At 43.4% G+C, this 22,512-nt stretch carries 20 protein-coding genes and 1 pseudogene; 16 read left to right on the top strand and 5 right to left on the bottom strand.

Annotation, left to right across the window (positions count from 1 at the left end):
• Positions 1-227 precede the first annotated feature (227 nt).
• Positions 228-923 carry a response regulator transcription factor gene (locus HXY43_RS25210; RefSeq protein ID WP_290889480.1) on the top strand — a complete coding sequence of 232 codons (696 nt, stop codon included), beginning with the start codon at positions 228-230 and terminating at the stop codon, positions 921-923.
• 91 nt (positions 924-1,014) lie between these two features.
• Here the strand turns inward: HXY43_RS25210 and HXY43_RS25205 are convergent, their stop codons facing one another.
• Together HXY43_RS25205 and HXY43_RS25200 are read right to left on the bottom strand one after the other, a co-directional pair.
• Complete coding sequence (locus HXY43_RS25205) at positions 1,015-2,361, bottom strand: ABC transporter ATP-binding protein (protein ID WP_290889484.1); 1,347 nt, start codon at positions 2,359-2,361, stop codon at positions 1,015-1,017.
• 39 nt (positions 2,362-2,400) lie between these two features.
• Complete coding sequence (locus HXY43_RS25200) at positions 2,401-3,615, bottom strand: transposase (protein WP_290889477.1); 1,215 nt, start codon at positions 3,613-3,615, stop codon at positions 2,401-2,403.
• Between the two features lie 514 nt (positions 3,616-4,129).
• On the opposite strand from HXY43_RS25200, the gene HXY43_RS25195 reads away from it, so the two are divergent.
• The 8 genes from HXY43_RS25195 (at position 4,130) to HXY43_RS25160 (ending at position 13,503) form a co-directional block, all read left to right on the top strand.
• The gene (locus tag HXY43_RS25195; RefSeq protein WP_290889474.1) at positions 4,130-4,681 is read left to right on the top strand and encodes a single-stranded DNA-binding protein; all 552 of its coding nucleotides are present in this window, start codon (positions 4,130-4,132) and stop codon (positions 4,679-4,681) included.
• A gap of 241 nt (positions 4,682-4,922) precedes the next feature.
• Positions 4,923-6,809, top strand: coding sequence for an ABC transporter ATP-binding protein (locus tag HXY43_RS25190; RefSeq protein WP_290889471.1), 1,887 nt, complete (start codon positions 4,923-4,925; stop codon positions 6,807-6,809).
• Positions 6,810-7,057: 248 nt separating this feature from the next.
• Positions 7,058-7,276 (top strand): hypothetical protein, encoded by a 219-nt coding sequence (locus HXY43_RS25185; protein WP_290889467.1) that lies wholly within the window; start codon positions 7,058-7,060, stop codon positions 7,274-7,276.
• A gap of 48 nt (positions 7,277-7,324) precedes the next feature.
• On the top strand, positions 7,325-8,242 hold the full coding sequence (locus HXY43_RS25180) for a histone deacetylase (protein WP_290889464.1): 918 nt from the start codon (positions 7,325-7,327) through the stop codon (positions 8,240-8,242).
• Between the two features lie 334 nt (positions 8,243-8,576).
• The gene (locus tag HXY43_RS25175) at positions 8,577-8,738 is read left to right on the top strand and encodes a hypothetical protein (protein ID WP_026731923.1); all 162 of its coding nucleotides are present in this window, start codon (positions 8,577-8,579) and stop codon (positions 8,736-8,738) included.
• Between the two features lie 176 nt (positions 8,739-8,914).
• Positions 8,915-9,361, top strand: a complete 447-nt coding sequence (locus HXY43_RS25170) for a tellurite resistance TerB family protein (RefSeq protein ID WP_026731924.1) — start codon at positions 8,915-8,917, stop codon at positions 9,359-9,361.
• Positions 9,362-9,969: 608 nt separating this feature from the next.
• A complete protein-coding gene (locus tag HXY43_RS25165; protein ID WP_290889459.1) occupies positions 9,970-11,691 on the top strand; it encodes a diflavin flavoprotein in 1,722 nt (573 codons plus the stop codon).
• 96 nt (positions 11,692-11,787) lie between these two features.
• Complete coding sequence (locus tag HXY43_RS25160; protein WP_290889456.1) at positions 11,788-13,503, top strand: diflavin flavoprotein; 1,716 nt, start codon at positions 11,788-11,790, stop codon at positions 13,501-13,503.
• Positions 13,504-13,680: 177 nt separating this feature from the next.
• Here the strand turns inward: HXY43_RS25160 and HXY43_RS25155 are convergent, their stop codons facing one another.
• A complete protein-coding gene (locus tag HXY43_RS25155) occupies positions 13,681-14,298 on the bottom strand; it encodes a Uma2 family endonuclease (RefSeq protein WP_290889453.1) in 618 nt (205 codons plus the stop codon).
• Positions 14,299-14,431: 133 nt separating this feature from the next.
• Entirely contained in the window at positions 14,432-15,301 is an 870-nt protein-coding gene (locus tag HXY43_RS25150) for a DUF5895 domain-containing protein (protein ID WP_290889450.1), read from the bottom strand.
• Positions 15,302-15,632: 331 nt separating this feature from the next.
• Here HXY43_RS25150 and HXY43_RS25145 point away from each other — a divergent pair, with 331 nt between their 5' ends.
• The 3 genes and pseudogenes from HXY43_RS25145 to aksA all read left to right on the top strand — a co-directional run.
• Positions 15,633-16,949 carry a DNA double-strand break repair nuclease NurA gene (locus HXY43_RS25145; protein WP_290889447.1) on the top strand — a complete coding sequence of 439 codons (1,317 nt, stop codon included), beginning with the start codon at positions 15,633-15,635 and terminating at the stop codon, positions 16,947-16,949.
• A gap of 306 nt (positions 16,950-17,255) precedes the next feature.
• Positions 17,256-18,053, top strand: a complete 798-nt coding sequence (locus HXY43_RS25140; protein WP_290889443.1) for an FHA domain-containing protein — start codon at positions 17,256-17,258, stop codon at positions 18,051-18,053.
• A 14-nt stretch (positions 18,054-18,067) separates the two neighbouring features.
• A pseudogene (gene aksA, locus HXY43_RS25135) lies at positions 18,068-18,252 on the top strand (homoaconitate hydratase); the annotation flags it as partial.
• Positions 18,253-18,317: 65 nt separating this feature from the next.
• On the opposite strand, the gene HXY43_RS25130 reads toward aksA, so the two are convergent.
• On the bottom strand, positions 18,318-18,566 hold the full coding sequence (locus HXY43_RS25130; protein ID WP_026731931.1) for a DUF3134 domain-containing protein: 249 nt from the start codon (positions 18,564-18,566) through the stop codon (positions 18,318-18,320).
• Positions 18,567-19,238: 672 nt separating this feature from the next.
• Between HXY43_RS25130 and HXY43_RS25125 the strand changes: the two genes are divergently transcribed.
• From HXY43_RS25125 to HXY43_RS25110, 4 genes are all read left to right on the top strand, one after another.
• A complete protein-coding gene (locus HXY43_RS25125) occupies positions 19,239-19,805 on the top strand; it encodes an HPF/RaiA family ribosome-associated protein (RefSeq protein ID WP_290889439.1) in 567 nt (188 codons plus the stop codon).
• A 298-nt stretch (positions 19,806-20,103) separates the two neighbouring features.
• Positions 20,104-20,586 (top strand): Hsp20/alpha crystallin family protein, encoded by a 483-nt coding sequence (locus tag HXY43_RS25120; protein ID WP_290889436.1) that lies wholly within the window; start codon positions 20,104-20,106, stop codon positions 20,584-20,586.
• Positions 20,587-20,824: 238 nt separating this feature from the next.
• Positions 20,825-21,481: a phosphoribosyltransferase gene (locus HXY43_RS25115; protein ID WP_290889434.1), complete on the top strand. Its 657-nt coding sequence runs from the start codon at positions 20,825-20,827 to the stop codon at positions 21,479-21,481.
• A gap of 177 nt (positions 21,482-21,658) precedes the next feature.
• Positions 21,659-22,372 (top strand): dienelactone hydrolase family protein, encoded by a 714-nt coding sequence (locus HXY43_RS25110; RefSeq protein ID WP_290889431.1) that lies wholly within the window; start codon positions 21,659-21,661, stop codon positions 22,370-22,372.
• Positions 22,373-22,512 lie beyond the last annotated feature (140 nt).

The raw sequence follows: 22,512 nt of genomic DNA, 5'->3' as shown, positions 1-22,512 counted from the left end.
TCCAAATAAAAAAACATACAATTTTTCTTGTGGGGTGGACATCCTGTCCGCCCATAACCAAGGGCGGGCGAGACGCCCACTCCACAAGAAGGGATAATTTATTTCTTGGTAATCCCTAAAGATTATTTTAGCTAGTGGCGATACTTTCCTTTTCCTTTGTCTGTAGTTAACAAGAGCCTGCTAATTTTCGCTAAATTGTAAATAGAGTTGAGGAAAGGAAACAGTAAATGTCAGCACAACTGTTACTGGTAGATGATGAGCCGGGATTGCGTGAAGCAGTAAAAGATTATTTACAAGAAAGCGGTTTCAGCGTTCAGGTTGCCAGTAACGCTCATGAAGGTTGGGAATTGATGCAGCAAAGTACACCTGACTTGGTGATTTCTGACATTATGATGCCTCAGGTAGATGGGTATCAGTTTCTGAAGCAATTGCGTGAAGACCCTCGTTTTCGAGCGCTGCCAGTCATATTTTTAACTGCTAAAGGTATGACGACCGATCGCATCCAAGGTTATCAAGCTGGTGTTGACGCCTATCTGCCCAAACCTTTCGATCCTGATGAGTTAGTGGCAATCGTCGAAAACTTACTTGCACGCCGTGTTACCAAAACTCAAGCAACCACAGAAGAGGGCGAAACACCTGATATTGCTGATTTAGCCAATCAAATTGCCCAAATTAAAGCTTTATTGACTCAAAGAAGCGCGATCGCCCAATCCCCACCACCTTTTACAATTGACTTGACTCCCCGAGAACAAAGTGTTTTGAATTTAGTAGCGGAAGGCTTGATGAACAAAGAAATTGCCCGTCGCTTGGAAACCAGCGTCCGCAATGTTGAGAAGTACGTCAGCCGTTTGTTTAGTAAAACTGGTACTAATAGCCGTACCGAGTTAGTTCGTTTTGCTCTTGAGCATGGTCTTGCTAAATAAGGGAAAATTGGAAGAAGAAAATGAAACCCGATTGAAATTTTGCACTGAGACTCTGCATTCCTGGGGCGTTTCATTTTTAGCCAAGCTGTACTTACTTATCAAATGGTAAATAAGGCGATGAACTCTTGGGAAATATCGCCAGTTCAGTTTCTGGGTCAAAAAAGTGAAGTTTCTCTGGTGTTAGAGATAACCATAACTCCTCACCAATACGTAAAAAGCGGTCTGGAGGTACTCGGACTTGCAAAGAATTGTTGGAGATAGGGACTTTGTGAAAACCAGATCCGACGAATTTTGTAGATAGATAGGTATCGTTGCCGAGATTTTCTACTAATTCAACTTGGACTGGCAGATTTTTGGTAGCAGGCGCGCTCAAAATCAAATGTTCTGGGCGAATGCCTAAAATTAAGGTGCGTCCGTCGTATTCTTGCAAGGCATTTCCCCAAAAATCTGGTAGGGTCAGACGAAAATCGCCATTGGTAATTAACAGAGGCGCATGAAATTCCACGGGGATAAAATTCATTGGCGGTGAACCAATGAATTCAGCCACAAACAGGTTAGCGGGGCGGTTGTAAAGTTCTAATGGGTGGGCAACTTGTTGGAGTTGACCTTGATTGAGAATGGCAATGCGATCGCCCATTGTCATCGCTTCGGTTTGGTCGTGGGTAACGTAAATCGTCGTTGTTCCCAATTGGCGTTGCAGTTTGACAATCTGGGCGCGGGTTTCTGCACGCAATTTAGCATCTAAGTTAGAAAGCGGTTCATCCATTAAAAATACTTGCGGGTTACGCGCGATCGCCCTTCCTAATGCTACCCGTTGCCTTTGTCCGCCAGATAACTGCTTGGGTAAGCGATTTAACAGTGCTTCGATTTGCAAAAGTTGGGCAACATACCGCACCTGTTCATCCACTCCCCGTTCTTTACCAGAAATATAACGGAGACCTTTTGGTAAACTTCTTGTCACCCCCACAAGCAAATTTTCAGCAAGGGAAGAAAGTTTCTCCCCACCTCCTCCACTGTTCCCCTCTCCCACTTCTACCGACCGCCGTCGCAATCCAAAAGCAATATTGTCATACACGGTCATGTGGGGATAGAGGGCGTAATTTTGAAACACCATTGCAATATCTCGTTCCTTGGGCGGAAGGTTGTTAATTAGGCGATCGCCTACCCAGATATTGCCTCCTGTCATCTGTTCTAACCCAGCAATTAACCGCAGCAAAGTGCTTTTGCCACAACCAGAAGGCCCTACCAGCACCATAAATTCACCATCTGCCACGGTAAGGTTTATCCGCCGCAAGATATTCACACTATCTGCACCTTTTAGGGCAGTTACATCACTATTATTCCCAGACTTGAGTGTTAGTTGGGTTGATGTAGTAACACCTTCCCCTCTACGAGGAGGAAAACTTTTGTAAACGTTTTCTAATACTACCTGTGCCACGAGTTTTTCAGATAACAGCAAGATTGACACTCCCCACGCCTAGAAGGCGGGGGATTCTTGCTTCACAGGGATTCCAATGAATTTACCCTCAGCAAGCATCTTGACCGTATGCCCTACGGCTGCAAGCCCTCTAATGGCGACTACTTGTGCGGCTGCAACATCTCTATCGGTTGTGTAACCGCAATTTGAACAAGTATGAGTACGCTCTGAAAGCTCTTTTTTACCCGTCTCAACTCCGCAGCTTGGACAAATTTGACTTGTTTTGCGGCTATCTACTTTCTGAAAGTACACACCACGTTTAAAACAGGTCTGCTCAAGGATATTGAAGAATTGACCAAATCCCGCATCTAGACAATGCTTACCCAGCATCCCCCTAGATAACCCGACAAGATTCAAATCCTCGACAAACACCATCCCCGCATGATTACAGATTTGGTGGGACAGCTTTCGATGCCAGTCTTTACGACAGTTAGCAACGTACTCATGCAGCTTTGCAACTTTCTTGTGTGCTTTGTGCCAATTGTTCGAGCCAATACGTTTTCTGGAAACACTCTTTTGCAGCAATTTAAGCTTGCATTCGGCTTCTGCAAAAAATCTCGGACGCTTGACTAAAAGACCATTAGAGGTTGCGACAAAACTTGTTAGTCCTACATCAATTCCTAAGACTTCCCCATGTGGCATTGGCTGTGGCACGGACACATCCCATTGAAGAGTTAGCATCACATACCAACCAGAAACGCGCTTAACCACACGCGCTTGCTTGACCACCCCACCATCAGGAATATCCCGTGATTGACGGAATTTAACCCAGCCAATTTTAGGTAACTTGATTTGACCTTGACCTAGTGGGTTAACTCCTAATTGAGGAAACACGAAACTACGCATCCTCCCTTGTTTTTTGAATCGTGGAAAACCGTGATTGCGTTCCCACATTGAAACAAAGGCTTGCTCAAGTCGCTTTAAAGTTTGTTGTAAAACATGGACGGATACTGCATTTAGTTCCGGGTATTGCGCTCTTGCTTGGGTTAAACCTCTGCATTGACTGGCATAAGTTGGACGTGATGCATTACTCGGAATAATGTATTCGCAACAGAGCGAACAAGCATTAATCTGACAACTACGAGATTTAAACCAGTCCTTACGTTCTGCCAATGCATAGTTATAGACACGGCGACATAGTTCCAACCAGTCTTCAAATAACGCTATTTGGTTTTGTGTAGGCTTAAGCTTGAACTCGTAGGTTAGATTGAACACTTGCATCACCTCCTGATTTATTATACACAATCTTTGATAAATCATCAGGACGATTTTTCAAGATGGGGATTAAAATCCTCTACATGCTTATCCCCATAGTTAAAAACGCTCTTGCTGCGCCCTCCGATTCTCGGTAACAACCTGAAAAAATATGGTACATTTGTATCAATAAATGGCAAAATTAAACATTTATTCCAGTAGAGTGCAGTCTTTGAACAGCTAATCGCCACTGTTCGCGGTACTTGCTTGACTGAATATGCTAAAACAGTCTCAAAGCCAAGAGTGTAAATATGGAATTGGTTAATAAATTATCAAAGTTAAAAAACAACAGTTGTGCTTACTAAATAGAGCTTACTGCACCAATAAGGATGATAATTTACTTTTTTGTATTTAGTAATAATACTAAGCAAAAAGCCTGAAGTCAGTATTCATCATTTTTTCAAATCAGGTGTCATGGCGGAATTAACCGCCACCGTGGATGAAAACCCTAATCCCTATTTTCAAGGAGGATTGAATGAACAGCTGTATTTTAATGGCGGAAATTATTAAAGAACCAGAACTACGCTTTACACCAGATGGATTGGAAGTAACAGAAATGTTGGTGCAGTTCCCAGCACAGCGGGAAGGCGATCCTGCTGCAAATTTAAAAGTTGTAGGCTGGGGCAATATGGCAAAAGAAATTCAGCAAAACTATCACATTGGCGATCGCGTGCTTCTAGAAGGACGTTTAGGTATGCATACTATTGAGCGTCCAGAAGGTTTCAAAGAAAAGCGTGCTGAATTGACAGTGCAAAAAATTTACTCTGTATCAGGTGGTATTAATACCAGTTCATCACCAGCAGTGATGGCTACGACCTCTGTGCCTGCTACTACTGCCAGCAAAGCCAAAGCCGCTGCTAGTTACGATTCGCCACCTCCGGCATCAACTCCAGCTGCAAGTAACGTTGGCGTCGCTTCCCAAAATGATTTCTCTCAATCCACATCTCAAAGCTCAAATTACGAGCGTAGTTCTTATCCTCCTGTAGTACCAAACCAAGAACCAGATGTTGATGACATCCCTTTCTAGGTGAAAGAATTTTTTGTTTGTAGGTTATGGGTGCAATGCTGGTAGCAGATGTAGCGGAGAGTTCATCGAAGAAGGGAAAAGGGAATAGGGAACAGGGAATAGGAAAACCTGTTCCCTGTTGCCCGTTCCCTGTTCCCTCTTTCACTTAACATCTAACAAAAGTTACATTGTTCGCAAAAAACTACAGCACCTGTTAGAATCCTGATTAATTTTCAATCTAAATATTAATACCCGACTTCATATGAAAGAAGCTATCCTAGATGTTCGCAATCTGCAAGTGGAATTTACTGGTGATGACAAAATCGTCAAAGCTCTAGATGGTATTTCCTTTCAATTGCATCGAGGTGAAACTCTAGGCATAGTAGGAGAGTCGGGGAGTGGCAAATCAGTTACAGCCCTAGCAGTAATGGGTTTATTACAGTCTCCGGGTAGGGTAACAGGTGGGGAAATCTGGTTTCGTGCCAATGAAAATGGCACAGCTATCAATTTGCTAGAGTTGCCTGCTGAAGAAGTTCAGCTATACAGAGGCGGCGACATTGCCATGATTTTTCAGGAACCGATGAGTTCGCTCAATCCGGTTTATAACATTGGGTTTCAACTCACAGAAGCAATTTTGCGGCATCAGAATATTTCTGCTGCTGAAGCACGACAACAAGCGATCGCGCGTTTGCAAGAAGTAAAATTGCTCAAGAGCGATGAGCAAATTAAGCAGCAGTATCTTCACACTTGGCAACACTCATCTTTTGGTTCAACCACCATAGACGAGCACAAGCTGCTTAAGTTAGTCAACCAACACAAAGAAGCAATACTAGAACGCTACCCGCATCAACTTTCTGGTGGTCAGTTGCAACGGGTAATGATTGCGATGGCAATCTCCTGTAACCCCTTGGTATTAATTGCCGACGAACCAACCACCGCCTTGGATGTGACAGTGCAAGCGACAATTATTGATTTGCTGCGAGAATTGCAGGCTAGTCGCGACATGGCACTGATTTTCATCAGCCACGACTTGGGACTAATTGCAGAAATTGCGGATAAAGTTGCGGTGATGTACAGAGGCAAAATTGTTGAATTCGAGGATGCAATCAAAATTTTTGCTAATCCCCAGCATCCCTATACTAAAGGCTTAGTAGCTTGCCGCCCCACACTCAACCGCTGTCCCCGCAAACTGCTGACAGTTTCTGATTACATGAGTGTGGAGGAAGTACCAGCAGGAGAACTAGTAATTCAAGCTAAAGAACCCACAGAACCACCGGATGTAACGGCTGAGGAAATTGCTCAAAGATTGGCAGACTTAGAAAGAGAACAGCCTCTTTTGGAAGTGCGTGACCTTAAGGTTGGTTTTCCCATCAAGGGAATGTTTGGTGGCACAAAACGTTACCATATGGCAGTGAATGGTGTTTCCTTTGATGTCAAAAAAGGGGAAACTGTGGGCTTGGTAGGAGAATCTGGTTGTGGCAAAACCACTCTGGGCAGAACTTTGCTGCGATTAATTGAGCCGATGGGCGGTCAAATAATATTTGAGGGGCGAGACATCACCACCCTGAAGGGAGAGACGTTGCAAAAACTGCGCCGAGAAATGCAAATTGTCTTCCAAAACCCCTTTAGCTCCCTCGATCCCCGTATGAAGGTGGGAGACGCCATCATGGAACCGTTGGTGATTCACTCTATTGGCAAAACGAAGCAAGCAAGGCGAGAACGTGCCGCTTATTTGTTAGAACGGGTGGGGTTGAGTGCAGATGCCATGAATCGCTATCCCCATCAATTTTCTGGTGGTCAACGGCAGCGGATTTGTATCGCTCGTTCTTTGGCGTTGAATCCCAAGTTTATTATCTGTGATGAATCGGTTTCGGCGTTGGATGTGTCAGTACAGGCGCAGGTACTGAATTTGCTGAAAGAATTGCAAGACGAATTTGGTTTAACTTATATCTTTATTTCCCACGACTTGAGTGTGGTGAAATTTATGAGCGATCGCATTTTGGTAATGAATAGTGGTGAAATTGTCGAGCAAGGCATAGCAGAACATATCTACCGTGAACCAAAACAAGAGTACACGCAGAAGTTAATCACTTCAATTCCTACTGGTAGCCGCGAACGAGTACACAAAGGAAAATTGCGGGCATCTTAAGCGAATCTGCCAGACTAAAGTTTGGATAATTCGCGGGCATTGGGAATAGGCGAAAATTATGAATGATGAATACTGAATGCTGAAAATTTCATAATTCATAATTCATAATTCATAATTTTTATGCCCCTTGCCCGATTTTGTTAAGTAACATCACAATTCCTGTTAGGAGTGTGCTGTTTGTACGTAGTTGTGGTTTTGACATCCATGTTTCCAGGTGCAAGATGTGAGTAGAGGGAGGTGAGCTAGCAGTGCTTCAAGGTAGTGAAGCTTTGCAAGCAGAAAGGTCTAGCCCAGAAGGTGATGAAACACAACTCAGTCCAGAATTGCGGGACAAAATCAAACATCCTCCGAAAATGGACGATGTGTTGCGGGAGTTACCGCCAGACGAACTGAAGAATAACCAAGCAGTGGTGCCAGAAATGCTTGATGAACCAACCGACGAAATCATCGGTTTCACAAAAGACTAGTGAGGATACAATTTCATTCAGTATCCTGCTGCCTACTTTGTTCGCACTATGCTGCCAGTTATCTATTCTGACGAATTTCTGGATCACAAGACTGGATATTTACATCCAGAGAAACCGGAACGCTTGAGCGCTATTACCACTGCTCTGAAAGCAGCGACATTTGCTTCTAAAATTGAATGGCGATCGCCCACACCTGTCGATCGACGTCCGCTGATGTCGCTGCTGGAGGAAGTACACACCCAAAGCTACATCAAAAAAGTCCAAGAAGTTGCCTCTAGTGGTGGTGGTTATTTGGATACAGACACCGCCGTTTCTCCTCGCAGTTATGATGTGGCATTGCTGGCCGTGAGTGCTTGGTTAGATGGAGTTGATGTGGTTCTAGAAACTAGCAACCCAACTTTTGTACTGGCACGTCCCCCCGGACATCACGCCGAAAGAGATTATGGTATGGGGTTTTGCTTATTTTCCAACGCGGCGATCGCTGCTTCCCATGCTCTGAAAAAACCAGAAATTAACCGCGTTGCTATCCTCGATTGGGATGTACATCACGGCAATGGCACCCAAGCAATTGTAGAAACTAATCCGCAAATTGCCTATTGTTCTCTGCATCAGTATCCTTGCTATCCGGGTACAGGTAAAATAACAGAGCGAGGTTTTCATAACAATGTGTTAAATTTGCCCATACCTCCTAGCAGCGATGTCGGCATATATCAGCCTGTTTTTGAAAAAAAGGTAGTCCCTTTCTTATTAGACTTTCAGCCAGATTTGTTAATAATCAGTGCTGGTTACGACGCCAACGCTGATGATCCGCTGGCTATGATTAATCTGCAACCCCAAGATTACGGTTTGTTCACCGAATATTGTTTGGGCATCACTCGTAAAATTCTGTTTGGGTTGGAAGGAGGTTACGATTTATCGGCACTTTCCCAATCAGTTGTCGCAACAGTTGAGCGGTGCTTAGTGTGAAGATATGTAAATCAACTTAGCAAATCTGGCTCTTTGAACAAAAAAGAGCCAAATTATGTATTAAAGAGTCATAAGCGGTGTCAATCACTCCTAAATCAGTCATTATTGATGAATTTCCGTGTAATTTTTACAGCTATTCCTGTTTCAGCACCTGGCTTCACGAAATATTGGCAAAAACTTATCCAATCTTTCAAAAGAAAAAATTCTAGACATATCGCTAAAGACCTAAAGTTTTGTTAAGATGCATATGCTGGTACTTCAAAGAGCGAAATTCAGCTATCAGAGTGTGAAGAAACAGATAGTACTAGCACCATCGAGTTCAAAAGAGCAAGCTATGACCACCTACATTTTCTTCGACGAAGCCCTCCGGATGCTTGTAAATGCCTTTCTAGCATCTGTAGTCCTGCTGATTGCAGCTTCCGGTATTGGTTTGGCAGTAATTGAAACGATAGAAAAAACAGGCGATCGCCCAGCATCTCCAAGGCAGTTTCGTTAAACCTCAGCTAAAAATTTAACTTCTTGTCGAAAACCATTGAGTGCCAGTGTTCACCGGACAAAAAACCTGGGAACACTAAGATGGAGAGTCTCAAAGCGTTGCATTCTTTACCAAGATGTCGAAAAAACATCAGTAAATTTACTGCAATTGAGACCGAAGCAAAGGAGCAAACTACAATGGGTTTATTCGACAAAATGTTCGGCACACAAAGCCACGTTCAAGACGCATTTACACCAGCAGAAGCTTTTGCCGCTGTCACTCTGGCTGCGATCGCCTCAGATGGTTATCTTTCTGAAGAGGAGGCGCGTGCTATCTCATCTACGCTGTCTCGCATGAGACTTTTCAGAAGTTATTCCAACGACGTAACGATCAGGATGTTTGACAAACTCTTGGGACTTCTAAGGCGGGAGGGTATCGATACATTGTTAAATGCCGCTAAGGAGTCTCTACCCCAAGACTTACGCGAATCAGCTTTTGCGGTAGCTACGGATCTTGTGTTGGCTGATGGGATCGTTACTCAAGAAGAACAAGGATTTTTAAACGATCTGTATCAAGATTTAGGTATCACTAGTGATACCGCCACACAAATTGTGGAAGTGATGTTAATTAAAAATCGAGGGTAATCTCTGCCACACATCCAAAATTACTTGCAAAACAAGAATAGCAGAGAATTCGCGAAAATTAGTGTTTGAATAAAAAACAGGAGAATTTAGGGTTTTTAATAATAGAAAAAAGAAAAAAGGGGAAGTGGCAGATGTGTTTTCTGTCTCTACTTCCCCTTGAAAATTTTTATGACTAGATGGGTTAACGGGAAGCTGCACAAAGCACATCTACAAGTCGGCGAAGGCAAAAACGCAGTGACTCCTCTGGCTTCAAGAGAGATTTTAATTAATTGGTGAATGCGAATTCTTACCAATCAAAATAATAAAAATTAGATACAACGGTTGCCAAAATCATGCTTTTCGTTACAAAATTTTGGGCAGCAATATCATTTTGATGATTTTGTCGGGAAAAATTTTAATGTGATTAGTTGCCGATATTTGATATAGTTCGTAGCTAAAAAAACAAGCCTTGACTACAGTTTTTCGGTAAATAATTATGCCAAAAAACAGACATTTTGGCTACATATTGACTTTTAGAAAAAATAAAGTTTTGAACAACTTTACAAAAATAATTATGAGCAAAATAAAGACAGAAAAGCAGACTGATGATTTGTGCTCGGAGACGACTAATGGTAGCTCTCACAGAGAACACCCAACAAAAACGACTTACTATACAAACTGTCGAAATTGCTCCTAACACAACAGCGATTCGTTCGCTTGATTGGGATCGCGATCGCTTCGATATCGAATTCGGGCTACAAAACGGTACAACTTACAATTCCTATCTAATTAAGGGCGATCGCATCGCCTTGGTGGATACTTCCCACACTAAGTTTCGCCACTTGTATTTAGAGACTCTCAAAAAACTGGTTAACCCAAAAGCCATTGATTACATAATTGTCAGCCATACAGAGCCAGACCATAGCGGCTTAGTTGAAGACGTTCTCCAATTAGCACCAAGAGCCACAGTTTTAGCGTCGAAAGTTGCACTCCAGTTTCTGGACAATCTGGTTCACGATCCCTTCTCGAAGCGCATCGTCAAAAGTGGCGATCGCATCGATTTAGGTCAAGGACACGAAATTGAATTCGTGAGTGCGCCTAACCTGCACTGGCCGGACACCATCTTCAGCTACGACCGCAAAAGTCAAATTCTCTTCACCTGTGATGCCTTTGGGATGCACTATTGCAGCGACGACACCTTTGACGTCAACCTAGAGGCAATTGAACCCGACTTTCGATTTTACTACGATTGCTTGATGGGGCCTAATGCTCGTTCGCTGCTGAATGCGATGAAGAAAATGAGCGAACTGGGCAATATTAAAATCATTGCCAACGGACACGGGCCCTTACTTTACCACCATCTGGATGTACTCAAAGAGTGCTACCAGGGTTGGAGTCAAAAACAAGCCAAAACAGAAACCATCATCGGCTTGTTTTATGTTTCTGATTACGGATATAGCGATCGCCTCGCCCAAGCAATTTCTCAAGGAGTCCAGAAAACTGGCGTTGGCGTGGAAATGATGGATCTGACAACCGCAGAGATCCAAGAAATCCAAGAACTAGCAAGTCGCTCATCTGGCATCATTATCGGTATGCCTCCAACTGCAAACGTTGCGGCTCAAGCTGCAATTAGTGCGCTCTTGGGTGTAGTCAAAGATAAGCAAGTCATCGGATTTTTTGAATGTTACGGCGGCGACGATGAACCCATCGATCCGCTGCGGAGAAGATTTGTTGACCTTGGCGTTAAAGAAGCTTTCCCTGCAATTCGCATTAAAGAAACTCCTTCCCCAGTTACATACCAGTTATGTGAAGAAGCAGGTACTGACTTGGGACAAATGCTAGTCCGCGAACGCAACATCAAGCAAATTAAGTCTATTGACGTTAATTTGGAAAAAGCGCTCGGTCGGATTAGCAGTGGGCTTTACATTATTACCGCCAAGAAGAATGGAGTGCAAGGGGCTATGCTCGCTTCTTGGGTGGCACAAGCTAGTTTACAACCTTTAGGGTTTACAGTCGCCGTTGCCAAAGATCGGGCGATAGATTCCTTGTTGCAAGTCGGCGATAAGTTCGTCCTTAACGCTCTCGAAGAAGGAAACTATCAGGAACTGAAGAAGCATTTCCTCAAGCGTCTGCATCCTGGTGCGGACAGATTTGCGGGAGTGAAAACTCAAACAGCTAAAAACGGTTCCCCAATTCTCACAGACGCTCTCGCTTACATGGAATGCGAAGTCAAGAGCAGCATGGAATGCAGCGATCACTGGCTTTTATACTGCACCGTCACCGATGGTCGAGTTTCCAAACACGACGGACTGACAGCGGTTCGCCATCGCAAGGTTGGCAATTACTACTAAGAAATTATGAATTATGAATTATGAAGGCTGAAATTTTCATAATTCATAATTCATAATTCATCATTTTTTCCCTTCCCTCCCCTCACGTAAATACCTATGACCAATTCCAATCCTCGCGACGTGCAGGTTTTGCCAATTGCCACTAATACAACTGTGCTGCGAGCGCGCAGTTGGACACGCCTGCGCTTTGAAATTGAATATGCACTTGCTAGGGGCACTACCTCTAATTCCTATGTAATTAGTGGTGATAAAATCGCGGTTATCGACCCGCCACCGGAGACTTTCACTTTAATTTATCTAGATGCATTACGGCAGTGCCTGAATGATTGGGAACAGTTGGATTATGTCATCATCGGTCATTTTAATCCCAACCGCGTAGCAACTCTCAAAGCACTTTTAGATTTAGTTCCAAAACTCACCTTTGTTTGTTCTCTTCCCTGTGCTGCCAATTTGCGTGCGACTTTCCCCAACCGCGAGCTAAAAATCATCACCATGCGGGGGAAAGAAACTCTTGATTTAGGCAAGGGTCATGTTTTGAAATTCGTTCCCATCCCCAGTCCGCGCTGGCCGACAGGACTTTGTACCTACGACGAGCAAACACAAATTCTCTACTCCAATAAGCTATTCGGTGCCCATTTGTGTGGCGATGAAGTCTTTGATGAAGACTGGGATCTCCTCAAAGAAGACCAACGCTATTATTTTGACTGTTTGATGGCTCCCCATGCCACTCACGTGCAAGCTGCTCTGGAGAAATTATCGGAGCTGCAAGTGAGAATGTATGCTAGTATTCACGGACCGTTAATTCGCTATGGCTTATTGGAACTTACTAAAGCCTATGAAGAATGGAGTCAATCGCAAACAGAACGCGAGATTAGCGTTGCCCTACTTTATGCTTCAGCTTACGGGAATACGGCAACACTAGCGCAAGCCTTCGCCTTGGGACTGACGAAAGGTGGAGTCGCTGTAGAGTCGATTAACTGTGAATTTGCTCAACCCGATGAAATTCGCGCTGCGATTGAAAAGTGCGATGGCTTTATTATGGGTTCTCCTACCATTGGTGGGAATGCACCTACACCTATTCATACAGCCCTCGGTATTGTTTTAGCTGTTGGTGACAACAGCAAACTGGCTGGGGTATTTGGTTCATACGGTTGGAGTGGTGAAGCCTTTGATTTAATTGAAGGCAAACTCAAAGATGCTGGTTATAAATTTGGGTTTGATACCTTAAAGGCGAGGTTTAAACCCACGGATGTCACTCTCAAACAGTGTGAAGAAATGGCGACAGACTTTGCTCAAGCCTTGAAGAGATCGAAAAAGCCACGTTTCACTCAAGCCGCTGCTACTCCGATGGAACAAGCTGTTGGTCGGATCGTTGGTTCTGTCTGCGTTATCACAGCCAAGCTTGGAGATGTTTCTACGGGGATGCTCGGTGCTTGGGTATCACAAGCAACTTTTAACCCACCGGGAATTACAGTGGCGATCGCCAAAGACCGAGCTGTTGAATCTCTCATGCATACGGGCGGTAAGTTTGTGCTGAATATCTTGGGCGAAGAGAATTACCAAGATTACATGAAGCACTTCCGCAAAAACTTTACCCCAGGAGAAGACAGATTTGCAGGCTTTTCTACAGTAGTTGCAGATAACGGCTGTACCATCCTCACCGATGCCCTGGCTTATCTCGAATGTTCAGTCAACAAACGCATGGAATGCGGCGACCATTGGGTTGTGTATGCGATCGTTGATAATGGTAAATTACTGCAACCAGAGGGTGTAACTGCCATCCATCATCGCAAAGCAGGCAATCATTATTAATTCTTTCAGTTCGTAGTAGGCACTGTCTTCGCCATAAAAAATATTGTAGAGACGCGAAATTTCGTGTCTCTACACAATTTGTAAATTGTTGTTTATACAATCAATACATCTTAAGTTTTGTCTTTTGCTAAACCTGCATTAATAACTGATAAGGAAATAATATTGGAACAATTATTACTACTCTCCCGATGCAGCTTGAAAAATTTGTTCAGCAGTGAGATTTAACTTTGGGAAAGTTGGTGATTGCAGCCGATCGCTACCCCTAAACTGGCTAACAGTATATTCACCTTCAACTAGCGAACAGACTGATATAGTTGGCTGTTTTGGATTACCAATAAACCGCCTACCACCAAAAGCAAGATAATCTACAATCCAGTATTCAGGAATTCCAATTCCTTCATATTCACCAAATTTTTTGAAGTAGTCATCACGCCAATTAGTACTTACTACTTCAACAACCAATGGAATTGATGTACCCTGAGTAACTGTCGATTCTTTTTTCCAAAGTGGTTCATTTACTAAGTTAGAGCGATTCAATAACAAGAGATCTGGCGAATAACCTGACTCACTTTCAGGTGGTTTGACTAACGCAGTTTTGGGTATGGAATAAGGTAGATTGAGACGGACATATTCTAAAGTGAATTTTTCAGCCAAAAATCCGATAATATCTTCGTGGTCGCCTGTAGGCTGTGGCATCTCAACAATCACTCCATCGTGTAATTCGTAGCGTCCACGATCGGGTTTCCACTCCACAAATTCTTTAAAAGTCACTAGCTTGGGTAAAGCTTGACTCATACTGCCTCCAGTTAAAGACTAGTGTAAGTTACTGCTGAATCAAGCGATCGCATGGCAATAGCTCTTATTATTAACATTTAAGCAACTCTTCCCCTGCAAATGAGGAAGAGTTAGAAGTGAAGTTCTCCACAGTTTAATAAGGCGGATAACCAAAATCATCTTCATCTGGATAAACATAGGAATTAGAAACCCCCGCCGCTACCATCTTGGTTGGTTCCGCCTTCACTGGTTCCTTACCAAACTCCTTGTGTTCTTCGTAATTCCTAATAATTACTTCCGATTCTTCGGAATCAGAAGCAATCATATATTGTGTTAACGTTGCAATTGTGGGATGTTTGTAGTCCACAGTGGAAGCAACTAAAACTGTATTGGGTTCAATACCTCTTTCTTCAGAATCAATTATGGGGCAAAAAATCCCGTGGGCGTGAAATAGCGGGCCTTTTGGTGTCAAGGGTAACTTGCGGTATCCAGCATAAGCCCTTTCTAATTCGGCGAGGAACCCACCAGTAATTCTACCTTGTTGATACTCACAATAAGCTTTGCTGAAACTAGCTCCTGCTGCACCATTCAAAGTTAGTTGCAGTGGTAATTCATGTAAAAACTTTTTATCTTCTCCAACTAAAAAAATTAAATAACGTGTAAAAGTTTTAAATTTAAGTTTGTCTGCTAAAAAAGCATCATAATGATCTTTTAATGTACCTAGCTTCACACCAGTTTCTCGGTCTTTGACTGATAATGGCCCCCGACGCACTATCACTAGGCGTGGGGTGGTGGTGATATACACCGTTTCGATCCCGGAGCTAAATTCATGCTCCACCTGCTGCCAATTTTCATCCGGCTGAAAGCCTACAGCATCTGCATTATCTAGCTTAATAGCCAAACCATAAGGCTGGATGCCATCTTGGCCATACCGAGGATTAATCATCTGACACCAAGGAATGACTTGAGAAGGCGGTGCATTAAATTTATCGTCCTCAAAGTCGAATTTTGCAGATGGTTTCATTGTCTTAGGCATTTGCGAGTGTCTTGCTAATCCAGTGTAAGAAATTCGTGGGGCATTGGAGTGGGTAGTGGCTTTTGTCTAATTAGACACAATAATTCTATGATTAACCAGGGCTGAATATTGGCGATCGCACCCGAGACAGAGAAGTTAAACAATGATACCTTTTGTATCGACCAAAGCGCACATTCAGCAAGATTTTAACAATAGCTTTAGAGAAGGCAGTAAGCAGAAGTATCGATCAATGACTCTTGACTCTGTACAGACCTGCCATGGCACGTCTCTACAACTCTTAACTTAGCTTTATCATTAATCTAAAATCAAAAATTTTTCTATGCTTGACCTTACCAAACTAACTCGGCAAATGCAGGGTTTGAGTCAGCATCTCACACAAGAAGCTGCTGCCAGTCGTCAACGTTTAGAATTAGCTCAAAAACATTTCCTTGACGCTTGCGATCGCCAAGAAGAATTCGTACAGAAACAGGAAAAATGGCGCGATCGCATTCTGTTTGCCAATGCTACTCCCCTAGAACCACTCAATACTTGCATAGAGATTCCCGTTCCACCAAAAGTTCACACCGTTCTCGCCACCGATGGTTCCCAAATCGCCCCTAACCATCACGAAATCGCTTACTGCTATCTCCTCAACATTGGCCGTGTTGTCTTACATTATGGTCAAAATAAACACCCTATTCTAGATAGTCTGCCGGAGATATTTTATCGTGCTGAGGATTTATACGTTTCGCGCCAGTGGGGAATTAGAACCGAAGAATGGATGAGTTTCTGCCGTACTGCCAGCGAAGCAACGGTATTAGCAGAATTGGCGTGCAGCCTGAAAGAGGAGGGGGAGAAAGGGAGAGAAGGAGAGGGGGGGAAATTAGGAGGGGAACAGAGGGAGAAGGGGAGAGGGGGGGAAATGAACAATTCAAAATTTCCTCCACTCCCCCACTCCTCCACTCCCGCACTCACCATCACCCCATCCCGAATACCCACGCTAGCAATGGTGGATGGCTCGTTAATTTACTGGTTTTTAGAGCAATTGCCTTCTGATGCGCGCGATCGCATCTTACCTCCCATCCTCCAAGCTTGGCGGCAAATGCGGGATGCTCAAATCCCTTTGATGGGTTATCTAAGTGCATCTCGTAACATTGAAGCAATGAACTTCTTGCGTCTTTTAGCCTGTCCTCATCCAGTCCCTGATTGTATGAGCTTTTGCCCAAATCAAATGGAAAAAGTAGCTTGTAAAGTATTTGAAGCACTGCGAGATACTACTCTTTGGGCAACGCAACTCAAACCAGGACAACGCGGGCCTCTATGGCGCAGTAACGCCCGCATCCTAGACTTATACGAAGACTTGCAGATTTACTTTTGTTACGTCCACGTGGGAGCCGAAATTGCCCGGATAGAAGTGCCTGCCTGGGTAGCTGAAAATACCTCTGTATTTGATGAATCATTAGGACTTATGCTGGCACAAGTGCAGAAAGGATATGGCTATCCGGTAGCTATTGCTGAAGCACATAATCAGGCGGTAGTACGTGGTGGTGATAAAGCACGTTTCTTTGCTTTGTTGGAACGGCAAATGATTAAAGCGGGTTTGAAAAATGTGGGAACTTCTTATAAGGAAGCACGGAAGCGAGGAAGTATTGCTTAATTGATATCTTGCACCATACCCTGCACCGAAGGGCTACGCCCTACAATTGGAAGAGCCAGAGACTCCTAATTCTCACCTGCCAAGTAGAACCTGGTAACTAGGGACTAGGAACAGACACTATCCACAAATGAATCTGCGGCGGAGGAAGCGGCTTGGGCGATGCTTTAAACTTACGCGCATATTGTAGTTAATAGATAAAATAAGCATTAAAGTTGAAACTCGAAAATTTTAGAATATCACTGAAGCATTTTTGCTTACAAATTCTCCAACTTTAGAGAACTTAAAAATTCTCCGTGAAAACAACTCATGCAAAATCTAGGCACATCACAGGCAACAGAGCTGAGTTTAGAACTATTTCATGTTCAAACCAACACATCTTTTGAAATGCCGCCGAATTTTCCGATAATTTACATTGGTAAGCCAAATGAAAAAATCAACCCAGATGTAGATGTCTCTGGCTTACCAGATGCTGATATAGTTTCTCGCCTGCACGCAAAAATTCAAGTAGAAGGCAACACCTACTATATTGAAGATCTGGGAAGTTCCAACGGCACATATCTCAACAACACCAAGCTAGAGCCAAGAACTCGCTACCCTCTCAACCTAGGGGATAGAATAGACTTCGGTCAGGGAGGTAAAGTAACTTTTATATTTCAAAATAGACAAGAAAATCCAGTAAATCGTATTTCTATCTCTGACCAAACAGTATTTCCACCCCAGAGAACCGGCACCAAAACAATATATCAAACTGATAGAACAAGCAAGGTCGTAGGTTCAGCGCTAATGGTTGCAGGCATCTTGATTTTAGCAGCCAGTACCCAGGTTGGAATTTTTATACGTCTTCCAGGTGTTTTGCTAAGCATTGCCGGGGTTGCCGTTTTGCTAATTCCTCGTATCAACCGCACGATCGGATGGCTTTTGATATTGGCAGGAATTGCAGTAATTGTTTTTACTGGTGGTTTATTTGCGTCTGTGAATCTTTTGTCTGTTTTAGTTGCATCTGTTTTATTGGCTGCCGGTTATCTACTTTTTAGTACTGGAAGAATTTGGAAGTACGATTTGCAAACTCTCCAGGGATTGGTAAATAAGCAGAGACGCAATTAATCGCCTTTAATGACATGACACTGCGTGATGGCGAACAAGCTGCCGGTGTTGCGTTCAACTTTGAGGAGAAAGTAGCGATCGCTAAATTTTTAGATACTATTGGTATTCAGGAGTTAGAAGTTGCTATTCCCGCTATGGGTGAGGATAACGAGCCATAGCAGCAATTTGCGACTTGGGTTTGCGAGCTAGTCTACTCGGTCAGAAAGAAGCGATGTAAATATTGTAGTGCGGGCATTTTGCCCGCTATGCATGTACTAGAAAACTTTATGACTCTAGCTCTATCTCTTCTGTTTCCTCTTCTTCAAGATTATAGGAATTGTAACCCACAATCTCAGCTATTTCTCCTTCTTCTTCCTCTTCATCGTAAGAAAAGTATTCCTCAGCAGTTCGTGGTATTAATCGACCAGTGTCTCTCAACCATTCCAAAAAGGAATGCTCTTGCTTTAAAGGAATAACAAAAGCACGCTGATTGCGGGGTTCTTCATGGAGAGCAGAACTCAACTGTTTCACCATATTTACTTACCCCTACAAGACTATATATTTACTATTTTATCTTTTCAATAGCAAGCAGTTATTTGGGACTGTCAATTGTAATATTCATTTCTATTACTTTGGTCGTACCCTTGATTAAATCCTAGTTACATTTCTTATTAAGTGACATACTCCCACACTTACCGCTTGCGGAAGTGTGGGCTTCTCAGACAATCCGGCTATTGTGCGCGGAGGCTCTGAGCTTTAAGAACGGAATGCCCTAGCTCTATTTTTTATTCCGTGGGTTAGGGAGACATAGGTATGGCGATCGCATATACTAACCACAGCGTTGTTGAATCCATGTGAATGGGGTAGCAGTTGATAACTGTCGATTTCGACGGTTGTTTTTTATAATTTCTTATCTTGATTGTGGCAATTTTTTGCATTTAGTGCGATGATCAAAATTAAGAGTAGAGTTGCGATCCCCAAATTCAAAATCTAAAAAATATCCTCAACTCCTAATTTGTAACTATTGAATATAAAGTGACTCAAAATAGAGCGATCGCGACTAATTGTAGAGGAGTGAGTAGCATGTTCACTAAAGCAACTAAGCAGAAGCATGAGTGCAAAACAGACTAGAAATACGGATTTTAGGTCAATTGCCTGAAAAACTCATTCACAGAACCAATAAATATCTAGTAGTGAGGAGGGATTATGCAACTGCCACTGCAAATCACCTTTCACAAGATGACTCCATCAGAAGCAATAGAAGCAAAAATTCGCCGGTGTGCTGCAAAACTAGAACGTTTCTATAACCGGATTATCAGCTGTCGAGTCATAGTTGACGCACCTCATCGGCATCAGCGTAACGGTAAACAGTATCATGTGCGAATTGACCTCACCGTACCTAATGCGGAACTAGTTGTGAACCGTTATCCGCCGAAACATCAAAGTTATGAAGACATATATGTAGCGATTCGCGATGCCTTTGATGCGGCAAAACGCGAACTGCAAGATTATGCCCGTCTGCGTCGCCATGAAACTAAGACACACGAATTGCCACCTTATGGTCGGATTGGCAAGTTATTCCCAGAAGAAGGTTATGGCTTCATCGAAACAGCTGATGGCGACGAAGTTTATTTTCACAAGAACAGTCTCTGTAATGGTGATTTTGAGCAGTTGCAGCTAGGAGACAAAGTTCGTTTTGCCTACTCCCAAGGTAACAAAGGACCTCAAGCTAGCACTGTTAGATTACTTGGCAAACACCATTTAGTTGGTTGATGGTAGTTAGTAGTTAGTGGTTGTACCAGACGTGCCATGGCACGTCTGTACATTAGTTAGTAGTTAGTAGTCGGTTGGTTGTAACAGCCAGTTATCAACAAACAATAAATACCAAACACCAAACAACGAGTACCAAACAACGAATACTTCCTCACAAGTTCCTCACATTTTCTTTCTATCGTAAAGATGAGACAAGATCTCTCTTCTTGGTAAAAACAGTTTGGCGTTCCTCTCAGAAGTGGTTATTAATAGTGTTGAAATATCGAGTTTGAATTAATAATTATTGGAGGCAAAGATTATGCCAATTACTCGTTGGGAACCCTTCCAAGACATAGAACTTTGGGAACCTTTCGGTTTGCAACCTATGCGGGAAATTGAGCGTATGCAACAGCGGATGAATCGCATATTCGACCGACTGATGCCCACTGTCGATCGCGAAGTTTCTGGACTTAGCTTTGTTCCTTCCGCTGAAATGGAGGAAACGGATCAAGCAGTGATCCTCAAACTCGAAATTCCGGGAATGGAAGCTAAAGATTTGCATGTAGAAGTCACTGAAGACACTGTTTCTATCCGTGGCGAACGCAAGTCTGAAACTAAGACCGAAGAAAAGGGCATGGTACGCTCTGAATTCCGCTACGGTATGTTTGAACGGGTTATTCCTTTGCCAGTTCATGTTCAAAACGATAAAGTTACAGCCGAATACAAACACGGCATTTTATGTTTGACTTTGCCTAAAGCTGAAGAAGCGAAGAAAACAGTTGTCAAAGTCAACTTAGATTAACTTCTTCGTGGACTCAATTCACCACCATTTTCTTGGCAGTTTCCATCAAAAAATGACAAGCAAAAACCTTTATAGAGAGTAGAACAAAGGTTGAGAAGGCAGGATTGACAGGAAGCTTTAGACAAGAGTCTTCCTGTTAATCCTGTTTCTTCACCAGAGGAAAGGGTGTGAGGGAAATTCAATGGTTTGTAACAGTCAGCAATTCCCCTGTACCCCTACTGAAAAGGAGGTGAGATTGATGACGATGATATTCCGAGATCGCACACAAGCAGGTCAAATGTTAGCCAGAAAGCTGTCAGCCTATGCCAACCGCCAAGATGTTATCGTTGTAGCTTTACCTCGTGGTGGCGTACCAGTGGCGTTTGAAGTGGCAAAGGCGCTAAATGTTCCGTTAGACGTCTGCATAGTCAGAAAACTTGGCGTACCACATCATAAAGAACTGGCTATGGGCGCGATCGCTGCTGGTGGTGTGAGAGTATTGAATTACGATGTTGTCAGTTGGTTAGGTATATCTAGTAAAACAATAGATGAGGTAGCAGCCAAAGAATTGCGAGAATTGCAGCGCCGCGATCGCGTTTATCGAGGTGAACGTCCGCCGCTTGATGTGCGCAATCGCACGGTGATTTTGATAGATGACGGTATTGCTACAGGTTCGACCATGCGGGCTGCGATTGCGATTTTGCGACAGCAGCAGCCTCAAAGGATTATTGTTGCAGTTCCAGTTGCACCGCTAGAAACTTATAGGGAACTGCAAGCCGAAGTAGACGAAGTAGTGTGCCTGTTAACACCAGAACCAATGAATGCGATCGGTCTTTGGTATGAAAATTTCTCGCAAACAACCGATGAAGAAGTACGTGAACTGTTGGCAAAGCAGCTCGCAGCCAGCGTTAATTAGGGGAGTGGGAATGGGGAATTGGGCATTGGGCATTGGGCATTGAGAATGGGGTATCTATTTTGTCGAAGTAGTATTTTCAAGATAGAAGGCAGAAACTAGGAGGAGTATTCTAAATTCTCAGTCTCCCACTCCCCATGTGTCTTCAGAGTCTCTATTATCAACTCGGAGGGGAAACCCATGAATTCAGTATCTATGTGTAACCCGCAAGAACAGATAGTTGCAGTTGAGCTTGGCTTAGTTCGCTTGCAAGCAGAACTGATCGTGCCTGAAACTGCCAAGGGGATTGTTTTGTTTGCACATGGTGGTAGCAGCCGATACAGTACCCGCAATCGTTATCTTGCTCATATTCTACGTCAGGCAGGGCTAGCAACTATTTTAATTGACTTGCTGACAAAGGAGGAAGAAGCGATTGACCTGCGAACCAAGCATTATCGCTGCGATATCAAACACCTAGCTGCACGCTTAATAGGAGTAACAGACTGGCTAGCTGAGAACCCCATTACCAGCAATCTCAAAGTTGGTTACTTTGGGCACGGAACTGGTAGTGGTGCAGCATTGCTAGCAGCGGCAGAACATCCAATGGGGGTTGGGGCGATTGTCTCACGCAGTGGCCAAATTGACTTGGTGTGCGAAGCACTTTCCTACGTGCAATCCCCAACACTGTTGCTTGTAGGAAGCAACGATTTACCAGTAATTGCGATGAATGAGGATGCTTTGGCATTAATTTCTGCACAGAAGAAACAGCTAGAAATAATTTCAGGGGCAACTCATAACTTTGATGAGCCAGGAGCACTCCAAGAAGTAGGACGACTAGCAAGTCAATGGTTCAAGCATTATCTTACGACAAAAAAGCAGCGAGACTTGCACATTCACGCGATGTCACTTGTTTAGTTAGTAGTTGGTGGTTAGTAGTTGGTGGTTAGTAGTTGGTGGTTAGTAGTTGGTAGTTAGTAGTTGGTAGTTAGTAGTTAGTAGTTAGTAGTTAGTAGTTAGTAGTTAGTAGTTAGTAGTTAGTAGTTAGTAGTTAGTAG

It is taken from the genome of Fischerella sp., from assembly GCF_013388695.1.
Taxonomy (GTDB): domain Bacteria; phylum Cyanobacteriota; class Cyanobacteriia; order Cyanobacteriales; family Nostocaceae; genus PCC9605.
This window is presented reverse-complemented; position numbering and strand designations above follow the sequence as displayed.

Excerpts from the sequence above, each read along its gene's own strand:
- HXY43_RS25210 (WP_290889480.1), top strand. The coding sequence starts at position 228 with ATGTCAGCACAACTGTTACTGGTAGATGATGAGCCGGGATTGCGTGAA.
- HXY43_RS25195 (WP_290889474.1), top strand. The coding sequence starts at position 4,130 with ATGAACAGCTGTATTTTAATGGCGGAAATTATTAAAGAACCAGAACTA.
- HXY43_RS25190 (WP_290889471.1), top strand. The coding sequence starts at position 4,923 with ATGAAAGAAGCTATCCTAGATGTTCGCAATCTGCAAGTGGAATTTACT.
- HXY43_RS25180 (WP_290889464.1), top strand. The coding sequence starts at position 7,325 with ATGCTGCCAGTTATCTATTCTGACGAATTTCTGGATCACAAGACTGGA.
- HXY43_RS25175 (WP_026731923.1), top strand. The coding sequence starts at position 8,577 with ATGACCACCTACATTTTCTTCGACGAAGCCCTCCGGATGCTTGTAAAT.
- HXY43_RS25170 (WP_026731924.1), top strand. The coding sequence starts at position 8,915 with ATGGGTTTATTCGACAAAATGTTCGGCACACAAAGCCACGTTCAAGAC.
- HXY43_RS25165 (WP_290889459.1), top strand. The coding sequence starts at position 9,970 with ATGGTAGCTCTCACAGAGAACACCCAACAAAAACGACTTACTATACAA.
- HXY43_RS25160 (WP_290889456.1), top strand. The coding sequence starts at position 11,788 with ATGACCAATTCCAATCCTCGCGACGTGCAGGTTTTGCCAATTGCCACT.
- HXY43_RS25155 (WP_290889453.1), bottom strand. The coding sequence starts at position 14,298 with ATGAGTCAAGCTTTACCCAAGCTAGTGACTTTTAAAGAATTTGTGGAG.
- HXY43_RS25150 (WP_290889450.1), bottom strand. The coding sequence starts at position 15,301 with ATGAAACCATCTGCAAAATTCGACTTTGAGGACGATAAATTTAATGCA.
- HXY43_RS25145 (WP_290889447.1), top strand. The coding sequence starts at position 15,633 with ATGCTTGACCTTACCAAACTAACTCGGCAAATGCAGGGTTTGAGTCAG.
- HXY43_RS25140 (WP_290889443.1), top strand. The coding sequence starts at position 17,256 with ATGCAAAATCTAGGCACATCACAGGCAACAGAGCTGAGTTTAGAACTA.
- HXY43_RS25130 (WP_026731931.1), bottom strand. The coding sequence starts at position 18,566 with ATGGTGAAACAGTTGAGTTCTGCTCTCCATGAAGAACCCCGCAATCAG.
- HXY43_RS25125 (WP_290889439.1), top strand. The coding sequence starts at position 19,239 with ATGCAACTGCCACTGCAAATCACCTTTCACAAGATGACTCCATCAGAA.
- HXY43_RS25120 (WP_290889436.1), top strand. The coding sequence starts at position 20,104 with ATGCCAATTACTCGTTGGGAACCCTTCCAAGACATAGAACTTTGGGAA.
- HXY43_RS25115 (WP_290889434.1), top strand. The coding sequence starts at position 20,825 with ATGACGATGATATTCCGAGATCGCACACAAGCAGGTCAAATGTTAGCC.
- HXY43_RS25110 (WP_290889431.1), top strand. The coding sequence starts at position 21,659 with ATGAATTCAGTATCTATGTGTAACCCGCAAGAACAGATAGTTGCAGTT.